This window comes from Streptomyces sp. NBC_01092, assembly GCF_045039535.1.
Lineage (GTDB): Bacteria > Actinomycetota > Actinomycetes > Streptomycetales > Streptomycetaceae > Streptomyces.
The window spans coordinates 1,267,306-1,286,288 of sequence record NZ_CP108659.1 but is presented as its reverse complement, the minus strand read 5'-3'; the positions used below and the strand labels follow the sequence as shown (position 1 = coordinate 1,286,288).

Annotated in this window: 15 protein-coding genes; 8 read left to right on the top strand and 7 right to left on the bottom strand. The window is 72.2% G+C overall.

Annotation, left to right across the window (positions count from 1 at the left end; translation table 11 throughout):
* Window positions 1-6 precede the first annotated feature (6 nt).
* Window positions 7-837 (bottom strand): DeoR/GlpR family DNA-binding transcription regulator, encoded by an 831-nt coding sequence (locus tag OG254_RS05515; protein ID WP_405577796.1) that lies wholly within the window; start codon window positions 835-837, stop codon window positions 7-9.
* A gap of 290 nt (window positions 838-1,127) precedes the next feature.
* On the opposite strand from OG254_RS05515, the gene OG254_RS05510 reads away from it, so the two are divergent.
* Window positions 1,128-3,500 (top strand): hypothetical protein, encoded by a 2,373-nt coding sequence (locus OG254_RS05510; RefSeq protein ID WP_405577794.1) that lies wholly within the window; start codon window positions 1,128-1,130, stop codon window positions 3,498-3,500.
* Window positions 3,501-3,530: 30 nt separating this feature from the next.
* Here OG254_RS05510 and OG254_RS05505 read toward each other — a convergent pair whose 3' ends face one another.
* The 4 genes from OG254_RS05505 to OG254_RS05490 form a co-directional block, all read right to left on the bottom strand.
* A complete protein-coding gene (locus tag OG254_RS05505) occupies window positions 3,531-5,972 on the bottom strand; it encodes a right-handed parallel beta-helix repeat-containing protein (RefSeq protein WP_351184973.1) in 2,442 nt (813 codons plus the stop codon).
* Between the two features lie 109 nt (window positions 5,973-6,081).
* Entirely contained in the window at window positions 6,082-6,687 is a 606-nt protein-coding gene (locus OG254_RS05500) for a hypothetical protein (RefSeq protein ID WP_405577791.1), read from the bottom strand.
* A 203-nt stretch (window positions 6,688-6,890) separates the two neighbouring features.
* Entirely contained in the window at window positions 6,891-7,715 is an 825-nt protein-coding gene (locus OG254_RS05495; RefSeq protein ID WP_405577789.1) for an MOSC domain-containing protein, read from the bottom strand.
* A 44-nt stretch (window positions 7,716-7,759) separates the two neighbouring features.
* Window positions 7,760-8,191, bottom strand: coding sequence for a DUF6643 family protein (locus tag OG254_RS05490; protein WP_147997652.1), 432 nt, complete (start codon window positions 8,189-8,191; stop codon window positions 7,760-7,762).
* Window positions 8,192-8,491: 300 nt separating this feature from the next.
* Between OG254_RS05490 and OG254_RS05485 the strand changes: the two genes are divergently transcribed.
* Entirely contained in the window at window positions 8,492-9,781 is a 1,290-nt protein-coding gene (locus tag OG254_RS05485; protein WP_405577787.1) for a TerD family protein, read from the top strand.
* Window position 9,782: 1 nt separating this feature from the next.
* On the opposite strand, the gene OG254_RS05480 is transcribed toward OG254_RS05485, so the two are convergent.
* On the bottom strand, window positions 9,783-10,958 hold the full coding sequence (locus OG254_RS05480; RefSeq protein ID WP_405577785.1) for a glycosyltransferase: 1,176 nt from the start codon (window positions 10,956-10,958) through the stop codon (window positions 9,783-9,785).
* Between the two features lie 57 nt (window positions 10,959-11,015).
* Here OG254_RS05480 and OG254_RS05475 point away from each other — a divergent pair, with 57 nt between their 5' ends.
* Window positions 11,016-11,801 carry a glutamate racemase gene (locus OG254_RS05475; protein WP_405577783.1) on the top strand — a complete coding sequence of 262 codons (786 nt, stop codon included), beginning with the start codon at window positions 11,016-11,018 and terminating at the stop codon, window positions 11,799-11,801.
* 174 nt (window positions 11,802-11,975) lie between these two features.
* Window positions 11,976-12,518 carry a hypothetical protein gene (locus tag OG254_RS05470; protein ID WP_405577781.1) on the top strand — a complete coding sequence of 181 codons (543 nt, stop codon included), beginning with the start codon at window positions 11,976-11,978 and terminating at the stop codon, window positions 12,516-12,518.
* A gap of 64 nt (window positions 12,519-12,582) precedes the next feature.
* Here OG254_RS05470 and OG254_RS05465 read toward each other — a convergent pair whose 3' ends face one another.
* Entirely contained in the window at window positions 12,583-13,650 is a 1,068-nt protein-coding gene (locus OG254_RS05465; RefSeq protein WP_405577779.1) for an O-antigen ligase family protein, read from the bottom strand.
* A 265-nt stretch (window positions 13,651-13,915) separates the two neighbouring features.
* On the opposite strand from OG254_RS05465, the gene lnt reads away from it, so the two are divergent.
* From lnt to OG254_RS05445, 4 genes are all read left to right on the top strand, one after another.
* Window positions 13,916-15,526, top strand: a complete 1,611-nt coding sequence (gene lnt / locus OG254_RS05460) for an apolipoprotein N-acyltransferase (protein ID WP_405577777.1) — start codon at window positions 13,916-13,918, stop codon at window positions 15,524-15,526.
* Between the two features lie 68 nt (window positions 15,527-15,594).
* Complete coding sequence (locus tag OG254_RS05455) at window positions 15,595-16,074, top strand: NUDIX hydrolase (protein WP_405577775.1); 480 nt, start codon at window positions 15,595-15,597, stop codon at window positions 16,072-16,074.
* Window positions 16,075-16,128: 54 nt separating this feature from the next.
* A complete protein-coding gene (locus tag OG254_RS05450; protein ID WP_405577773.1) occupies window positions 16,129-16,938 on the top strand; it encodes a 3-hydroxybutyrate dehydrogenase in 810 nt (269 codons plus the stop codon).
* A gap of 75 nt (window positions 16,939-17,013) precedes the next feature.
* Window positions 17,014-18,960 carry a helix-turn-helix domain-containing protein gene (locus tag OG254_RS05445; protein ID WP_405577771.1) on the top strand — a complete coding sequence of 649 codons (1,947 nt, stop codon included), beginning with the start codon at window positions 17,014-17,016 and terminating at the stop codon, window positions 18,958-18,960.
* Window positions 18,961-18,983 lie beyond the last annotated feature (23 nt).

Below are 18,983 nucleotides of genomic sequence, written 5' to 3'. Positions count from 1 at the left end.
ACCCCGTCAGATGTCTGCACCCTCATCGGGCTCACCGGCCACCATCAGCCGCCGCAGATGCTCCGAGATCTCCGAGCGCGCCTCGGACTCCAGCCCGGCGTCCGTCACCAGGGTGTCGACCTGCTCCAGCGCCGCGAACGAACTCAGGCCCACCACACCCCACTTGGTGTGGTCGGCGATCACCACGACCCGCCGCGCCGACTGCACCAGGCGCCGGTTGGTCTCGGCCTCCGCGAGGTTCGGCGTGGACAGGCCGGCCTCGATCGATATCCCGTGCACACCGAGGAACAGCACGTCGAAGTGGAGCGCCGCGATCGCCTGGTCGGCCACCGGGCCCACCAGCGAGTCGGACGGCGTGCGCACCCCGCCGGTCAGCACGACCGTGGCCGCGCCCTGCCGGGGGCCCGTCGTGCGCTGCGCGGCGTGGAAGACGTCGGCCACCCGCACCGAGTTGGTGACCACGGTGAGGTCGGGAACGTCGACCAGCTGGTGCGCCAGCGCGAACGTCGTCGTACCGCCCGACAGCGCGATCGCGCTGCCCGGCGCCACCAACTCGGCCGCCGCCCGCGCGATGTCCTCCTTGGCTGTCAGCTCCAGACCCGACTTGGCCTCGAAGCCCGGCTCGTGCGTGCTCGCCTCGACCACCGGTACCGCGCCGCCGTGCACCTTCTCCAGCACACCCTGCCGGGCGAGCGCGTCGAGATCGCGGCGCACCGTCATGTCCGACACGCCGAGCTTGCGGGTCAGCTCGTTGACGCGGACCCCGCCGCGGCGCCGTACCTCGTCCAGGATCAGGGCGCGCCGCTGCTCCGCGAGGAGGTTCTGATTCTCGCTCACGTACGCTCCGGTCCTTTCGCCGCTGCCGTCAGACATCCCTGCGCACCCCCTCCGACAAGGACATTCTCGCCCCTTCCGGTGCGCGGGACGACCCATCCTCGCACGGAGGGGTACAGGTCGCGCCACTGGCCGTCACGACGCGCGCATGTCACTTCGGCATCTGCTGTTCCCCTGTACTTCACACGGAACGGGGAGATTCCGTGACGAGAGGTGTGAGGGACCGTCCCGACGGAGATCCTTGTGCCCGCACGGACAGAAGCCGACGGCTCGTCACGGGGGAAGTGCGAACAGTGGAACGTGCGCCGGAACGCGCCGCCGACAACAGGGCGGACGCCACGACGAAGGAGCCCGCGGACCAGGGCACGAGCGCCGAGAGCGCCGGAGCCGCCCTGGAACTCCTGGTCCACGGAGTCGGCGGCACCACGCCGCAGGAGATGCTCGACGATCCGCGCACCGTGCGGATCACCGGCGACGACACGGCCGCCGTCTTCCGGCGCGCCGACGACGTCGACGCCGAGGACCGACCCGACGACCGCCAGGGACAACCCGTCCCCGAGGCCTACGTCTGGTGCAACCTCACCTCGGGCAACAGCGCACGCGCCCTGTGGCTGTTGCTGCTGCCCTTCATGGTGGTCAACCTCGCCCACTGGATGCGCCCCACCACCCGGGACCGCGACCGGACGGTGCGCCTGTACGGCCTGCTCGTACGGCTCGCGGGGCTGACGCTGACGGTGCTGCTCGTCGCGGCCGCCTGCGAGGTCGCCCTCGACCTCGCGGCCTGGCAGTGCGCGGGCACGCGCGCGTGCGCAGAGCAGCACAGCTGGCTGGGCTTCCTGTCCCCGACCGTCTCGGACGACGGCTGGTGGAGCCACCCCGGCCGCAGGCTCGCCCTCGCCGCCCTGGTGCCCGCCGCGCTGACCGGCCTGCTGTGGTACCTCTCCCGCCGCACCTGGAGCGCGTACGAGTCCCAGCAGCCGATGACCCGCGCGCCCGAGCCCGACGAGGAGTCCGGCAGCACCTCTCTGGGCCGCCCCGGCTTCTGGTACGGCCGTCGCCTGGTCGCCCGGCTGCGCGCCGCGCACACCGCCGCCGGTCTGCTGACGGTCGCCGCGGCGGTCGCCTCTGCGGCGGCCCGCTTCGACCGCGGGTCCGGCGGCCCCACGCTGCTCGACACGCTCGGCTGGGCCCTGGACGCGGCGCTCGTCGCCTGCGCGGCCGTGGTGGTCTGGGTGGTCTGCCGCCGGGGCCGCAGCGAGAACCGCCTCGACCAGGAACTCGACGAGCATCTCGTACGACGGCTGCCGCTCGCCGCCCTCGTCCTGCTGGCGCTCGCCCTGGTGTACGCCGGATGGGACCGGCCGGGCTGGACGTCGGCCGGCCGCCTCCCGGGCGATCCCACCTTCGGCGCGATCGCCTTCTTCCAAGGCCTGCTCGTCATCATCCTCGCCGTCGTCGCCCACCTACTGCACCGCGCACAGCCCGACCCGCGCGCCGCGATGCGCGGCCTCGGCGGACCGGCCGTGGTGATGCTGGCCTGCGCCCTCGGCGGAGTGATGTCCGGCGGCGTCGCCCAGCGGGTCGCCGACTGGCTGGACGGCACCGGCGCGTCCATCGTCGGCCCGCCGGTCCTGCTGACCTGGCAGGCGTCCGTGATCCCGCCGCTGCTGGTCCTTCTTCTGCTGCTGTGCGGCTGGCTGGCATGGCGGGCCTGGCGGCTGCGCCGCACCGAGCTCGGCAAGGTGGAGGTCGACTACGTCGGAGAGCCCCGGGACACGGCCCGTACCCGCCGCATCGCGACCACGCGCGCGATGGCGACGCTCACCGACCGCGCCCCCCTCGTCGTCGCCGTCACGTCGACGGCGACCCTGCTCCTCGGGGCCGGAGCCCTGGTCGGCGCTCTCACCACCGACGAGACACCGAGCGACGCCGCCGACGGGACGTACGCCTTCGTGCACGGCGCCGCCCAGACCGCGCAGGCACTGGGCTCCTGGCTGATCGGCGTCGGCTTCATACTGTTCGTCACCTGGGGCAGGCGCGCCTACAAGGACGCCTCGGCGCGGCGCACCATCGGCATCCTGTGGGACGTCGGCACCTTCTGGCCCCGCGCCGCGCACCCCTTCGCGCCGCCCTGTTACGCCGAACGCGCGGTGCCCGACCTCACCTGGCGGATGGCGACCTGGACCCGCGCCGGGGAAGGCCGCCGTCTCGTCATCTCCGGACACTCCCAGGGCAGCGTCCTCGCGGCAGCGGCGGCCTGGCAGCTGACGCCGACCGACCGCAAGCGGGTCGCGCTGCTGACGTACGGCTCCCCGCTGGAGCGCCTGTACGGCCGCTGGTTCCCGGCGCACTTCGGCCCGGCCGCGCTCACCTCACTGCACGGCGAGGTCGACTGCTGGCGCAACCTGTACCGGCTCACCGACCCCATCGGCGGCCCGGTGCGGCTGCCCGGCGACCCCGCGGTGGATTGCGAGGCCCTCAAGGACCCGCTGGCGTACGGCCGTACACCCGAACACCCCCTGCCGGCGCCCATCCTCGGCCACGGCGAATACCAGGCCGACCCGGTCTTCGCGGAGGAACGGGAGCGGCTGCTGGCCCGGCTGAGGCCCGAGGGCCAGGACGCCGGGGTGCCGACGCAGCGGCCCGAGTCCCCGCCCGAGAACTGATCCGGGCGACTCAGCAGGGGCCGACCGAGGTCAGAGCAGCTCCGGCAGGTCCTCCGTGAAGAGCAGCGTCAGGTCGTCCGTGCTGGGCTCCGCCAGCTGGGCGACCCGGCTCGCGTGCCGTTCCACCATCGCCTCGAAGGTCTGGCGCGCCGTGCGGCCGTTGCCGAACGCCGGGCCCTTGGGGAGCGCCGTGAAGTACTTCAGCAGCGCGTCGGCCACGTCCGGACCGAGCCGGTACTCGTGCTCCTCGGCCTGCTGCTCCACGATCCGCAGCAGCTCCTCGGGGCCGTAGTCGCTGAAGGTGATGGTGCGTGAGAAACGGGACGCCACACCGGGGTTGACCGACAGGAAGCGCTCCATCTCGGCCGTGTACCCCGCGACGATCACCACGACCGCGTCCCGATGGTCCTCCATCAGCTTCACCAGGGTGTCGATGGCCTCCTTGCCGAAGTCCCGGCCCGAGTCCTCCGGCGACAGCGCGTACGCCTCGTCGATGAACAGCACACCGCCGCGTGCCTTGTCGAAGGCCTCCTGGGTGCGGATCGCGGTGGAGCCGATGTGCTCGCCGACCAGGTCGACACGGGACACCTCGACCAGGTGGCCCTTCTCCAGGACGCCCAGGGACGCGAGGATCTCGCCGTACAGCCGGGCGACCGTGGTCTTGCCGGTGCCGGGGGAACCGGTGAAGACCAGATGGCGCTTGACGGACGCCGCCTTGAGACCGGCCTGCTGACGGCGCCGGCCCACCTCGATCATGTCGGTGAGCGCGCGCACCTCGCGCTTGACGCTGTCCAGGCCCACCAGCGCGTCCAGTTCACCGAGGACGGCCTTGGAGGTCCGCGACGCCTTCTCGGCCTCGGCGGCGGCGATCAGCGGCTCCTGCTCGGTGGTGCGCTGGCCGGGGATGGCGCCGAGGAGGCCGGGGGACTGGTGCGCCGTCTGCACGGCGGGTTCCGGCGCCGAGGGCGGCTGCCTGAGGCCCGCGCTCTCGTCGCTGGTGCAGTCCTCCACGTCCGGGCCCGCCCCGGAGGCCGCGTCCGGGCCGCTGTCCGCGAACTCGTAACCGCCGCGCGCACACCGCTCCGTACGGCACTTGCGCAGCGTCGTACGGCAGCCGTCGATCACATGGAAGCCGTAGCCGGCGCTGCCCCGCACCCGGCAGTTCAGGAAGGTGCCACGGCCGCCCGCCGAGACATAGAACCCGGCCTCCGCGGGGGAGTCGACCGTGCAGCGCTCGATGGTGGGGTCGGCGCCCTTGGTGACGATCACGCCGGTCTGTGTGCCGTCCACGGTGCAGTTGTTGAGGGTGCCGCCGCTGCCGTGGTCCCGGAACCAGGCGCCCGTCGCCGCGTCCCGGATCCGGCAGTCGTCGAGCTGCGCGGTCGCGCCGTCGCTCACCGACACGGCCGTGTTGCGCACCTGCGACAGGTCACTGTCGACGACGTCCACTCGGGAGCCGCGGTCGAGGACGAACAGCGCGTCCGGCACGTCGTGCACCCGGCAGGAGTCCAGTACGGCGGTGGCGCCGTCGCTGACCCACACCGCCGGGTAGTCGCCGGTGCTGTCGAAGATCTCGCACTGATTGGCGTCCACGCGCGTGCCCGGATCCCACACCGACAGGCCGTTGCGCCCGAACTGACGCACCGTCGTGCGGGTCAGGGTGAGGACCGAGCGGGAGCGCAGGTCGACCGCGTTCTCCGGGATGTCGTGGATACGGCAGTCGGCCAGCGTCAGCACCGCGTCCGTGTCGAGCGTGACACCGTCGGCCGTGGTGCGGTGCACATCGCAGTCGGTGAGGTGGGCGGTGGCCCGGCCGGTGATCTGGACGCCGGAGCCCCGGACCTCGTAGACCTCGCAACCGACCGCTTCCAGCGCGGAGTTCTCACCGGTCGCCGTCAGCCCGGAACCCGAGGCGTGATGCACCCTGCAGCGCTCCAGGCGGGGGTGCCCGCCGCCGCGCACGGCGATGCCGGCCTGCCCGGCCGAGACGACCTCGCACTCCTCGAACACGCCGCCCCCGCCGTCGAGTACGGCGATGCCGATGCCCGCGGGGTTGTCGACGGTGCAGCGCCGCACGGTCGGCCGCGCGCCGCCGCGCACCTCGATGCCGGCCGCGGACCGCGTGACGATCCGGACATCCGCCAGCTCCGGGGCGCCCTCCTCGACCAGCAGCGCGGGCGCCGCCGCGTCCTGGCCCTCCACATGCAGGTCCTGGACCACGGCCGAGGCACGCACCGTCAGCGGCACACCGTCCACGGGTGCGATCCGCACCGAGCCGGGGGAGCCCTCGGGGCCGCGCAGGGTCACCGCCCGCTGGACGACGAGGTTCTCCCGGTAGGTGCCGGGCGCGACGGTGAGGACGTCGCCGTCGGCCGCGGCCTCCAGGGCGGCGGCGAGCGATGCGTACTCACCCGTGCGGCGCCGCCACCGCGAGGTGCCGGTGTGCGTCACCTGGACCGTGCCCTGTGCCATGGCGTTGATGTGCCCCCACCTCGTAGTACGCGGGTTCTGCTGCCGAAGACCTCGGCCGGACCACCGTAGCGTGCGCGCGGGCGGTGGGTTGACCAGAGCCAGAAGGCCGTCAACTGCCGGCGTCGGTCCGGCCCCAGTCCGGACCCGCTCTGTCCCATGCCTGGTCCCAACGGGCGTACCGGCGACGGACCATGCGCCAGACGACCAGCCGTCTGCCGCCCTCGACGAGGCCGGCCGTCAGCAGGGCCGCGCCGAATCCGGCGAGCACGGCGTGCGTCGCCGCCGTCGCGGAGTCCAGCGGGCGGGCCACGGTGTGGCCCCGCTGATCCGTCCACATCGGGAAGCGGTCGCCCGGCCGCGGGCTGTCGAGGCTCGCCATCACCCGGCCCTGGTGCGCGGTGCCGTCCGGTGCGGTCCAGTCGGCCACGACCCGGGTGCGCATCTCCCGCCCGGTGGCCGCCTCGGGGTCCACCTCCAGCGAGGTGCCCTCCACCTTGCGGACCACCGTCGCCGTCACCATGTGGCGGGACGCGCGCTGTTCGCTCACGGACTCCTGCAGGGCGTCCTGGGCCAGGCCGCCGACCAGAGCGCCGATCAGGGGTGTCACGGCCAGGATCAGCAGCAGCGCCGCGAGAGCGATCCAGGCTTCGGCCAGATCGGTCGCACGGCGCAGCGGATTGTGCCGCCAGCGCCAGAGTCCGCTGATCGCCCGCATCGCCCGGCCACCCCCTTCCCGCTCCGTGATAGCCCGTGGCGGAGCCGTTCACCCGCGGGCCCCGCCGAAGAGAGAGCGAAATCACCCGCTTCCGGGGCCCTTCATGAACGTCTTCCGGGGCCTTTCATGAACTTCTCACGAAGGGCCCAACGCACGGGCCCCCGGCCGGGGTTCCCGTCCGACCGACGCCCGCGGGATGCCTCTCAGCCGAGAATCGTGACCGGATCGCCGACCCGGATCGTGCCGCGGTGCAGGGGCACCAGGTTCTGGCCGAACACCAGCTTGCCGTCCAGGCGGCGGTGTCGGGCCAGGGTGAGCAGGGGTTCCCTGCCGCGCTCGGCGGTGGCCTGGTCGGTCGTGGTCACCACGCACCGCCCGCACTTCTTGGGCACCCGGAAGGTGACCTCGCCGATGGCGACGCGCGACCAGTCGTCCTCGGCCCAGGCTTCGGTGCCCGACACGACGACGTTCGGCCGGAAGCGGTTCATGGACAGCGGGCCCTCGTGCGCGTGATCACCCTGTGCGATCAGGGAATTGAGGGCGTCGAGGGAGGCGGTCGTGGTGAGCAGCAGAGGGTAGCCGTCGGCGAAGCTGACGGTCTCGCCCGGCAGGGCGTACTCCGGATCGACGGGCCGGCACGTGCCGGGGTCGGGCATGTGGACCAGGCGCACGTCGGCGCCGAGATAGGTGCTGCACCACGCGTGCGCGGCGTCGTCGTCGGCGAGGACCGCCTCGACCTTGTCGCGGAAGATCTCCACCGGCACGGTGCCGACGGTGCTCGGCACGGGCACGGTCAGCGGGTCCATGCCGGGTGCGGTCAGCCGAACGCCGCCGGGCAGCAGCTCGGCGGCGGCCAGCGCCAGACGTGGTTGCTGGCGCTGTGTCACGACCTTTCCCCCGGCGTCGATCAGCATCCAGCGTCGGTCACCGGCCGGCCCCCAGGGCTCCACGACGGCTTCCGGGTGCGCTGCGCCCCGGAACGCCTTGACCGGATGAACGTGAATCGACTGCAACTGTGCATACCCCATGAGGCCATCGTGCCAGGTGGCGCCGACAGCCCCGGGGGAACGGGTCAGTAGCCGCGGTACTGCTGGTTGTTGTACGGGTCCTGGTAGGGCGCCGCGGCGGGACGGGGAGCCGCGGGGCGCATGGCCTCGTAGCCCATGCCGCCAGGGGCCACCGGCCGAGGCTGCTGGGCCTGCGGACCCGGGTAGCCGCGCGGGGGCGCCTGCTGCGGGATGTAGGCCGCGGGCGCCTGCTGCAGCGGAGCGGGCTGCTGGGCCTGCGGATAGCCGTAGGAGGGCTGGGAAGGTGCCGCCGGGAGGGCGGGCAGTGCCGACGGCAGGGCGGGCAGGTGGCTGCCCGGCATGTCGTACGCAGCGGGGACCCGGATCGGGGCGATCTGCGGGGTGCCCCGCTCGGCGACGAGCCTGTCGTAGATCGGGGTGTCCGGGAAGGAGGCGGAGTAGTAGCCGCCGCCATAGGTGGAGCGGGGGGAGGTCATGGCACATAAGGTAAGCCCACGATGTGCTGGTTGGGGAGACCGATAAGAGGGTTGTTTTATGTGTCCGCAGTGACGCTGGATCCCCAATGCGAGCGAACTTGGCAAAAAGGGACGCCAATCAGCGTTCTGATCGTGTAAATGCCGAGTTCCGAGCGGGTTACCGCAGGTTGACCACGGGTGTTTCCGTGCCCCTCGTGGGAGTTCGATGTCGCGGAGAATAGGTTGACCCTGTACAAGAACCCAATGAGCGACAGGGGCATCCCTGGCGCGGAGAGCCGTTGAGTGGGGGCGGACATGTCAATGCCGAAGGGATCGAATGCTCCGGTGCCGACGACGGCACTGCGGGTCGAATTGGGCTGGGGCTCCGGACCGGGCGTGCCCGACGCGGACGCCTCGGCGCTGTTGCTCGTCGGCGGAAAGGTCCGCTCCGACGCCGACTTCGTCTTCTACAACCAGCCCGAGCACTCCTCCGGCGCCGTCCGGCACGAGGGCAAGCGGGACGCCGGCGGCCGGGTGACCGACAGCCTGCTCGTCGACCTCGCGCGCGTGGAGCCCGCCATCGAGACCGTGATCCTCGCCGCCTCCTCGGACGGCGGATCGTTCGGCCAGGTGCCGGACCTCTACATCGAGGTCAAGGACGCGGCCCAGGGCACGGTCATCGCACGCTTCGACAGCACGGGCGCCGGCGTCGAAACCGCTTTCGTCCTCGGTGAGTTCTACCGCCGCCAGGGCGCCTGGAAGTTCCGTGCCGTCGGCCAGGGCTATGGCACCGGCCTGGCGGGCCTGGCCACCGACTACGGCATCACGGTCGACGAACCCCAGCAGGCGGCGCCCGCCGCGGCCCCACAGGCCGCCCCCTCGACGACCCCGCCGCCTCCCATGGCCCCACCGGCGACCATGCAGCCGCCCGCCATGCCGCCGGTCCCCCCGCCCGCGCCCCAGGCGCCGCCGGTCAGCCTGAGCAAGGTCACGCTCACCAAGGCGGCCCCCTCGGTCTCGCTGACCAAGCAGGGCGGCACCTCGGGCGCCATGCGCGTGAACCTCAACTGGGAGGTGCGCAAGCAGTTCTCGGGCTGGGCGAGCAAGCTGGGCCGCCCGGTCGCCATGCACAATGACCTCGACCTCGACCTGTGCGCCCTGTACGAGCTGATGGACGGCAGCAAGGGAGTCATCCAGTCCCTCGGCAACGCCTACGGCGCCCTGCACCAGCCGCCGTACATCCACCTCGACGGCGACGACCGCACCGGTGCCGTGTCCAGCGGCGAGAACCTCACCGTCAACCTCGACCAGCAGCGGGCCTTCCGGCGCATCCTGATCTTCGTGACGATCTACCAGGGTGCTCGCTCCTTCGCCGACCTGCACGCGACGGTCACCCTCACACCGCAGCACGGCGCCCCGATCGACTTCTCGCTCGACGAGTGCACGGTCCCCTCGACGGTGTGCGCGCTCGCCCTGATCACCAACACCGGCAACGACCTGGTCGTCCAGCGCGAGGCCCGCTACCTCGTGCCCGAGCGCGGTGTCAGCCCGCAGCGCACGGTCGACTACGCCTACGGCTGGGGCATGAACTGGACGCCCGGCCGCAAGTAGGTCAGGCCTCGTCGGTCAGCGCGTCCGGACGCGAGTAGGTGCGGCCCTTCCAGGCCGCACCCCGCCCCCGGTAATGCTGCACCGCGGAATCGACCGTCATCAGGAGATAGAGGAACGCGGTGAACGGCAGCAGGGGAGCGAGCCACAGCGGCAGGCGGTAGTAGCGGAGCATCGGGACATACGTGCCCGTCATCACCAGCCACGCGAGACCGCCGCCGACCGCCGTCGCCGTATCCTCACCCGCCAGGCCCGTCACCAGGGCCATCGGCGGCACCAGATACACCAGCGCGAGCCCCGCGACCGTCCCGGCCAGCACCACCGGGTTGTGCCGGAGCTGCGCGTACGCGCTGCGCGAGACCATCCGCCACAGGTCGCGCAGGCGCGGATACGGGCGCACGCTGTCCACCCGCTCGGCCAGCCCCAGCCAGATGTGCCCGCCGCCGCGCTTGACGGCGCGCGCGAGCGCCACGTCGTCGATGACGGCGTCTCGGATCGCGTCCGGGATCCGCGCCCGCTCGGCGGTCTCGGCCCGCAGCAGGATGCAGCCCCCTGCGGCGGCTGCCGTCCGCGACCCCTTCCTGCCGATCCGGCGGAACGGATACAGCTGCGCGAAGAAGTAGACGAACGCCGGCACGACCAGACGTTCCCAAAGGCTCTCCACCCGCAGCCGCGCCATCTGCGAGACGACGTCGAAACCGCCGCTGCCCGCGGCCGAGACAAGCTCGCGCAGGCTGTCGGGCGCATGCGCGATGTCGGCGTCCGTCAGCAGCAGGTACTCGGGGGCACGCGCGCGTGCCAGTCCGATGCCGTGCCGCACCGCCCAGAGCTTGCCCGTCCAGCCGGCGGGCGGCTCGCCGGGGGAGTCCACTGTCAGCGGCAGCCCGCCGTGGCGCCGTGCGAGCTCGCGAGCCAGCTCCCCGGTGCCGTCCGAACTGCCGTCGTCGATCAGGAAGATCTCTGCCTGCCCGGGGTAGTCCTGGGCGAGCAGCGACGGCAGGCTCAGCGCAAGCACCGCCGCCTCGTCGCGGGCCGGTACGACGACGCAGACCGAGGGCCACTCCTGCGGCGAGCTCCGCTGCGGGAGCCTGACGTCCGTGCGCCAGAAGAAGCCCTGGCACAGGAGCAGCCACAGCCAGGCGGCGAGTGATCCGGCGGCGGTCCACGCGAAGGCGCTCACCCGCGCAGTCTGCCCCACCGAGGCCGCCCGCAAGGGCCCATCGTCTATCGTGGCCGGGTGAAGATCGCGCTGATGGACTCCGGAATCGGCTTGCTGGCGGCCACGGCCGCGGTACGGCGGCTGCGACCCGACGCAGATCTCGTGCTCTCACTCGACCCCGACGGAATGCCCTGGGGCCCCAGGACTCCCGAAGACCTCACGCGCCGCGCCGCGGCCGTCGCCGACGCCGCCGCAGCGCACCGGCCCGACGCCCTGATCGTCGGCTGCAACACCGCGACCGTGCACGCGCTGCCCACCCTGCGGGCGCGCCTCGAACCCGCGATACCGGTCATCGGCACGGTCCCGGCGATCAAGCCGGCCGCGGCCGGCGGCGGCCCCGTCGCGATCTGGGCCACCCCCGCCACCACCGGCAGCCCCTACCAGCGCGGACTGATCCGGGACTTCGCCGGCGGCGTGACCGTCACCGAAGTGCCGTGCTTCGGGCTGGCGGAAGCGGTCGAGCACGCGGACGAACCGTCGATCGAGGCCACCGTCGCAGCGGCCGCCGCCCTGACCCCCGAGGACGTGACGACCGTGGTCCTGGGCTGTACGCACTACGAACTCGTCGCCGACCGCATCCGCACCGCCGTCCAGCGCCCCGGATTCCCGCCGCTCGTCCTGCACGGCTCCGCCGGGGCCGTCGCCGCACAGGCGCTGCGCCGAATCGGCGAGCAGCCCGCCCCCGCGGCGTCGGCGACGGGCACCCTGACCGTGCTGCTGAGCGGCCGCGAGGGCAAGCTCCCCGAGCCCGCTCTGGCCTATGCGGAAGGGCGTCTGTTCCAGGCGGTCAGCCCCGCGCAGTGACCGACGGTCGCCACCGGTGGGCATGGACCGGCCGGTGATGAACCCGCGGTCGTGGTCGGCGGTCACCATCCGGCTGTCATGAAACGGACGCCTTCGGTCCGCCGTGGCCCGGTCGGCGCAGTCACCCTGCGCGACGCGGTACCAGCGCAGCGAATCCTGAGTAACCTCATAGCCATGAGGGACCACCCCCACGGCAGGAAGCCGCATCCCGATGTGTGGACCGGGCGGGCGACCAACCGGGTCCAGTGGCTGCTGGCGCTCGCCGGTGCCGCCTGCATGGCGCTCGGCATCGAGCTGGCGGTCGACTCGCCGTTGACGGGCGGCGGCGCCCCCCTGGTCATGGCTGTAGTGGGCTGCATCGCGGCCGGGCTGCTGGTCCTCTTCGGCACTCTCGCGTTCGTGCACGTCGCCCTGAAGGTCGACCAGGAGTGCCTTGAGGTGCGCTGCGGCCACATCGGTGTGCCGCGCCGCCGTATCCCCTTGTCCGAGGTCGTGGGTGCCGAGTTCCTCCCGCTCGTCACTCCGCGCCACTGGGGTGGCTGGGGCTACAGGTGGCGGCCCGACAAGGGCACCGCGGTCGTCGTACGCCGTGGTGAGGGCCTGGTGCTGCGGCTGTGGGACGGCCACACGTTCACCGTCACCGTGGACGACGCGGAGGTGGCCGTGCGGGTCATCACGGAGCGGCTGCGGACTCGAGCGGCCGACACGGCGCTCTGACGCTGTTCGCCACTGAGGGTGGCTGTTGGACCCATGTGTGTGGCCAACACTGTCGTGTGTCGGGTTATGGGGCTGTCCGGTCGCCACGCGCGCGTACGTCGTTCTCGCTGTGTGTCGACTCAAGGGTGATCGGGCGTGCCGTGGCCAGCCCCGCCAGCAGGCCGGCACCCACGGACACCGTGGTGAAGCTGAGGGCGTTGCCGACCGCGGCGATGGCCGCCAGTGCGGTCAGGGCCGCGCCCGCGGTGAGCGCGACAGGGGTCGGACGAGCGGTGCGCCACAGCGCGAACAGCATCCAGCAGAAGGCCGCCGCGAGCAGCAGCAGGCCGACGACTCCCTGCTCGGCCGCCTGCTGCAAGGGCGCCGAGTGCGGCTTGCCGTCGGACAGCAGCGTCCCGGTCGCCGTCTCACTGAGCTCCCCGAAGCGACCCGGGCCCACGCCCAGGGCGAGGTCCTCGCGCGCCAGGTGCAGCGCGTCGTGCCAGAGCTGGATCCGGTGCCGGGTCAGCTGACCCTCCAGCCAGGCGAGCAGTCCGCCGGGCACCGCGTTCCCGGCGACAGCCCAGGTCAGGCCGGTGGCGGAGGCCGCCGCCAGGGCCAGTCCGGCTATGCCCACCCCACGATGGCGGAGATGGCCGGCCGCGAGCGAGCACAGCACGACGGCGGAACAGGTGACGAAGCCGCTGGTCGAGCCCAGGACCGCCGCGGTCACGGTGATTCCGGCGGCGAGCACGCGCAGGCCCAGACGCACGAGCGGTGCCGAGGCGGACCAGGCGGCGCAGCAGGCGGCGCCGGTGGCGAGGGTCAGTACGGCGGCAGTGGCTCCGGCGTGACCCAGCGGGGCGACGAGCTGAGGGCCCGGGGACAGATGCGGAACCGTCAGCGTCAGACCCACTCCGGCCAGGGCCGCGGCGCAGGGTACGGCGACCGGCAGCAGTGCGCCGCCGATCCGTCCCGCGGCATAGCCGGCGGCCACGGCGAGGATCGCGAGCAGCACACCTTCGGGGCGGCCGTCGTGCACGGCGGCCGAGATCAGCGACCAGGCGGCGCATGCCCCCAGCACCACGACGCCCGCCGCGTCAGAAACGTTTCGTCTGGCTCCGTCCTCTTCCGGACGTGCCGAGGACGTCATCCCCGCGAAACCCACCCCGCCCCCCGAAACCGGTCCCCCGACCTGTGACGCAACCTCGGCCGCCCGGACCTGACCGCGATACGACTGAGGTTCGGGGCATACCGTAACGGCTTATGGCCGGTTTGTGGACGTGTCGTGCAGGAACGATGCCTCGCCCGAGTGCTTGGGACTGCGATGCCGCGCCCGACCCGAGTGCCTGGGACTGCGATGCCTCGCCCACCGACCTCGCTGTCCCTGCCAAGGTCAACCGCCGTACACTCCCCGAGTGACCGTCACCGCAACCTCCGTGGACGAGTCGGACCAGGTTGAGCCGCAGATCGCGCCCACCTCGCGCGCGGCACGGCTCGTGCGTCTGGTTCCGGCCCTCGCCGCGGCGCTCTCCGGAGTGCTGCTCTACGTCAGCTTCCCACCGCGCACCCTGTGGTGGCTGTCCCTGCCGGCCTTCGCGATCTTCGGCTGGGTGCTGCGTGGCCGCAGCTGGAAGGCGGGACTCGGCCTCGGCTATCTCTTCGGCCTCGGCTTCCTGCTGCCGCTGCTGGTGTGGACCGGCGTGGAGGTGGGCCCCGGCCCCTGGCTCGCACTCGTCGTGATCGAGGCGGTCTTCGTCGCGCTGGTGGGCGCGGGAGTGGCCGCGGTGTCGAAGCTGCCGGGCTGGCCGGTGTGGGCCGCGGCGCTGTGGATCGCCGGAGAGGCGGCACGCGCGCGTGCGCCGTTCAACGGCTTCCCCTGGGGCAAGATCGCGTTTGGCCAGGCCGACGGTGTCTTCCTCCCGCTGGCCGCCTTGGGTGGCACTCCGGTGCTCGGCTTCGCGGTCGTCCTGTGCGGCTTCGGTCTGTACGAGCTCGTACGCCTGGCCGTGGAACGACGGCGCACGCGGGCCGTCCAGCGGTCCGCCGCAGCCGTGGCCCTGCTGAGCGTGGCGGTACCCGTGGTGGGCGCCGTGGCCGCACGGCCGCTGGTCAGCGACAAGGCCGAGGACGGCACCGCGACCGTCGCCGTCATCCAGGGCAACGTGCCGCGTGCGGGGCTGGACTTCAACTCCCAGCGACGGGCCGTACTGGACTACCACGCGCGGGAGACCGAGCGCCTGGCCGCCGAGGTCAAGGCGGGGAAGGTCGCCCGGCCCGACTTCGTGCTGTGGCCCGAGAACTCTTCCGACATCGACCCCTTCGCCAACGCCGACGCCCGCGCCGTCATCGACAAGGCCGCCAAGGCGATCGGTGCTCCCATCTCGGTGGGCGGCGTCGTCGAGCGGGACGGCAGGCTGCTGAACGAGCAGATCCTGTGGGACCCCGACAAGGGCCCTGTCGACACCTACGACAAGCGGCAGATCCAGCCGTTCGGCGAGTACCTGCCGCTGCGCTCGCTCGTCGGGGCGATCAACGAGAACTGGACCTCGATGGTCCGCAAGGACTTCAGCCGCGGCAGCGAGCCGGGCGTGTTCACCATGGACGGCACCAAGGTCGGTCTCGTCACCTGCTACGAGGCGGCCTTCGACTGGGCCGTGCGCTCCGAGGTCGTCGACGGCGCGCAGATGATCTCCGTGCCGAGCAACAACGCCACCTTCGACCGCAGCGAGATGACCTACCAGCAGCTCGCCATGTCCCGGGTCCGCGCCGTCGAGCACAGCCGGACCGTCACGGTTCCGGTGACCAGCGGCGTCAGCGCGATCATCATGCCGGACGGCGAGATCACCCAGAGGACCGGCATGTTCGAGGCGGACTCGCTCGTCCAGAAGGTCCCGCTGCGCTCCTCCGAGACGCCGGCCACGCGCCTCGGCATCCTGCCGGAGATCGCACTCGTGCTGGTCGCCGCGGGCGGTCTCGGCTGGGCGATCGGCGCCGGGATCCGCGCGCGGCGCGCCGGTGACGTGTAGCTGTACGCCGGTCACACGCCCCCGGAACCCGCCGGGGGCGCTGCCACCGGCCCGTTAGGGTCGGGGACATGGCTACTCCTGACTTCATTCGTACGATCCGGGCCTCCGCCGGTCAGCAACTGCTGTGGCTTCCCGGGATCAGCGCCGTCGTCTTCGACGACGAGGGGCGGGTCCTGCTGGGGCAGCGTGCGGACAACCACAAGTGGACCGTGATCACCGGCATTCCCGACCCGGGCGAGCAGCCCGCGGCCTGCGCCGTGCGGGAGGTCTACGAGGAGACGGGTGTCCGGTGCGTCCCCGAACGGGTCGTACTCGTCAGGTCCACCAGAGAAGTCACCTATCCCAACGGTGACCAGTGCCAGTTCATGGACATCACCCTCCGCTGCCGGGCCGTCGGCGGCGAGGCGCGGGTGAACGACGACGAATCGGTTCAGGTGGGCTGGTACGACGTGGACGCGCTGCCCCAGATGGACGACGGCCAGCTGTTTCGGATCAAGCAGGCGCTGGCTGATGAACCCACGTGGTTCGAGCCTATGACCTCAGACTGAAGTATGGGTTGTGACCATATGTGGTCTGGCGTGGGTGCTGCCTAGGGTCGAGCCATGACCCCGCCCAGCATCCTCCCGGCTCAAGGCTCGTCCTTGCCTTCCTCGCTCGACCTCGGCGGCCGCACCGCGCTTGTCACCGGAGCCGCCGGCGGCATCGGACGCGCCTGTGCGCTACGGCTCGCGGCCGCAGGGGCCAAGGTGAGAGCGGTCGACCGGGACGCCACGGGCCTGGAGGAACTCGCCGAAGGCGCCCGAGGGCTCGCGGGCGCTGTCGAACCGCACGTCCTCGACCTCACCGACCTGGACGCCGCCGAACTCGCCGCCTCCGGGACTGACGTCCTCGTCAACAACGCCGGGCTGCAACTGGTACGGCCCATCGAGGAGTTCCCGCCCGACGTCTTCCACACGGTGCTCACCGTGATGCTGGAGGCGCCGTTCCGGCTCATCCGTGGTGCCCTGCCCCATATGTACGGGCAGGGCTGGGGCCGGATCGTCAATGTGTCCTCCGTACATGGGCTGCGTGCCTCGGCCTTCAAGTCGGCCTATGTGGCCGCCAAACATGGTCTGGAAGGACTCTCCAAGACCGCCGCCCTGGAGGGCGCACCCCATGGCGTCACCTCCAACTGTGTGAACCCCGCCTATGTGCGCACCCCACTGGTCGAGAAGCAGCTCGCCGACCAGGCCCGGGCGCACGGCATTCCCACGGAGCGCGTGCTGTCCGAGGTGCTGTTGCAGGACAGCGCGGTCAAGCGGCTGATCGAACCGGAGGAGGTCGCCGAGGCCGTGGCGTACCTGTGCAGCCCGCAGGCCTCCTTCGTCACCGGTACCTCCCTGGTACTCGACGGTGGCTGGACCGCGCACTGACCGGCCGGGGCCGGCGGAGAATCGAGTTATCCACAGGGCTGACGGGGTGGCGGTGCGATGAGCAATCCTGTCGGCATGTCCCGCGATCACGTGCACCCAGCCGAGCGCTCACCAGGCGCTGCCGGAGCGCCCCTGAGCAGCGCCGAGACGCCGTTCCTCGAGCTGCTGGCCAGGGGCGCGTCCGCCGATGCCTACGAGCAGCCGGTGCTGCTCGCCCGCGCCGAGGGCAGATCCACCGAATGGATCGTCGCCCTCGAGCAGGCCAAGCTGCTCGCCCTGCGGGTCCGCTCCGAGCTGGAGGGACGGCGCAGGCGCGAAGCCGAGCTCTCCGCCCTGTTCGAGACGGCCCACGACCTGGCCGGCCTGCGGGACCTGGACGCCGTACTCCAGGCGATCGTGCAGCGCGCCCGGTCCCTGCTCGGCACGGACGTCGCCTATCTCAGCCTGAACGACCCGGCCAGGGGCGACACCTATATGCGGGTGACCGAGGGCTCGGTCGCGGCCCGCTTCCAGCAGCTGCGGCTCGGCATGGGGGAGGGCCTCGGCGGACTCGTCGCGCAGACCGCCCGCCCCTACGTCACCGACGACTACTTCAAGGACGGCCGCTTCCAGCACACCCTCACCATCGACGCCGGAGTGCGTGACGAAGGGCTGGTCGCCATCCTCGGCGTGCCGCTGATGCTGGGCCACCATGTCATCGGGGTCCTCTTCGCGGCGGACCGGCGCGCCCGGGTCTTCGAGCGGGAGCAGATCGCGCTGCTCGGCTCCTTCGCCGCCCTCGCCGCTGCCGCCCTCGACACCGCGAACCTGCTCAGCGAGACCCGCTCGGCGCTCGCCGATCTGGAACGGGCCAACGAGATCATCCGCGACCGCAGCGGAGTCATCGAACGGGCCTCCGACGTGCACGACCGGCTCGCCCAACTCGTCCTGCACGGCGGCGGGGTGCACGACGTGGCCGCCGCCGTCTCCCAAGTCCTCGACGGTGCAGTCGAGTTCGCGGCGGCCATCGACGCACCGGCCAAGGCCCTGGAGGCCTCCCGCGCCGAAGGCCACGCGGTACGGCACGGCGACGACTGGATCGCCGCCGTGGTCGCGGGCGGCGAACTCCTCGGTGCACTGGTGCTGCGCGGCCACCCCGGCCTCGACCCCGTGGACCAACGCACTCTGGAGCGGGCCGCCACGGTCACCTCCCTGCTCCTCCTCGCCCGACGCTCCGCGGCCGACGCCGAACAGCGCGTCCGGGGCGAGCTGTTGGACGACCTGCTCGACGCCCGCGACCGCGACCCGCGGCTGCTGCGCGAGCGTGCGGCGCGGCTGTACGCCGACCTCGACGCCACCCATGTCGTCCTCGCCGCCCGCCTGGACGCCGTAGCGGCCGACGCCGATCAGGAGGCGGCCGCCCGCAGACGCCTGTGGTCCGCCGCGTCCCACCTCGCCGCGACCCGGCAGGGTCTGGCAGTGGCCCGTGACGGCGGCACCGTGCTGCTCCTGCCCCTCGAGACAGGGGAGACGGCCACGGCCGTGGCCCGCCGCGCCGCCCGGCACCTCGGAACAGCCGTCCAAGAGGCGGTCACCGTCGGCGCCTCCGCTCCGGTCGAGGAGTTGGCCGCACACCCCGACGCCGTAGCCGCCGCCTATGAGGAGAGCAGACGCTGCCTGGACGCGCTGCGGCTGCTCGGCCGCTCCGGGGACGGCGCAGCCGCCGAGGACTTCGGGTTCCTCGGGCTGCTGCTGGCGGGGGACCGGGACATCGCGGGCTTCGTCGACCGTACGATCGGCCAGGTCGTCGCATACGACGAACGGCGCGGCACCGACCTGCTGCACACCCTCGACGCGTACTTCGCCTGCGGGATGAGCCCGGCCCGGACCAAGGACGAGCTGCACGTCCATGTGAACACGGTCGCGCAGCGCCTGGAGCGCGTCGGCCACCTCCTCGGCGCCGACTGGCAGAGCCCCGCGCGTGTCCTGGAGATCCAACTGGCCCTGCGCCTGCACAAGTTGTCGGCACAGACGCAGCGCTGACCCCCGCACGCGTGGGCGTGCGG

What these genes read in the sequence shown, in the direction of transcription:
- OG254_RS05485 (WP_405577787.1), top strand. Translation starts at nt 8,492, where the DNA reads ATGCCGAAGGGATCGAATGCTCCGGTGCCGACGACGGCACTGCGGGTC.
- OG254_RS05495 (WP_405577789.1), bottom strand. Translation starts at nt 7,715, where the DNA reads ATGGGGTATGCACAGTTGCAGTCGATTCACGTTCATCCGGTCAAGGCG.
- OG254_RS05505 (WP_351184973.1), bottom strand. Translation starts at nt 5,972, where the DNA reads ATGGCACAGGGCACGGTCCAGGTGACGCACACCGGCACCTCGCGGTGG.
- OG254_RS05450 (WP_405577773.1), top strand. Translation starts at nt 16,129, where the DNA reads ATGACCCCGCCCAGCATCCTCCCGGCTCAAGGCTCGTCCTTGCCTTCC.
- OG254_RS05465 (WP_405577779.1), bottom strand. Translation starts at nt 13,650, where the DNA reads ATGACGTCCTCGGCACGTCCGGAAGAGGACGGAGCCAGACGAAACGTT.
- OG254_RS05470 (WP_405577781.1), top strand. Translation starts at nt 11,976, where the DNA reads ATGAGGGACCACCCCCACGGCAGGAAGCCGCATCCCGATGTGTGGACC.
- OG254_RS05455 (WP_405577775.1), top strand. Translation starts at nt 15,595, where the DNA reads ATGGCTACTCCTGACTTCATTCGTACGATCCGGGCCTCCGCCGGTCAG.
- OG254_RS05490 (WP_147997652.1), bottom strand. Translation starts at nt 8,191, where the DNA reads ATGACCTCCCCCCGCTCCACCTATGGCGGCGGCTACTACTCCGCCTCC.
- OG254_RS05445 (WP_405577771.1), top strand. Translation starts at nt 17,014, where the DNA reads ATGTCCCGCGATCACGTGCACCCAGCCGAGCGCTCACCAGGCGCTGCC.
- OG254_RS05500 (WP_405577791.1), bottom strand. Translation starts at nt 6,687, where the DNA reads ATGCGGGCGATCAGCGGACTCTGGCGCTGGCGGCACAATCCGCTGCGC.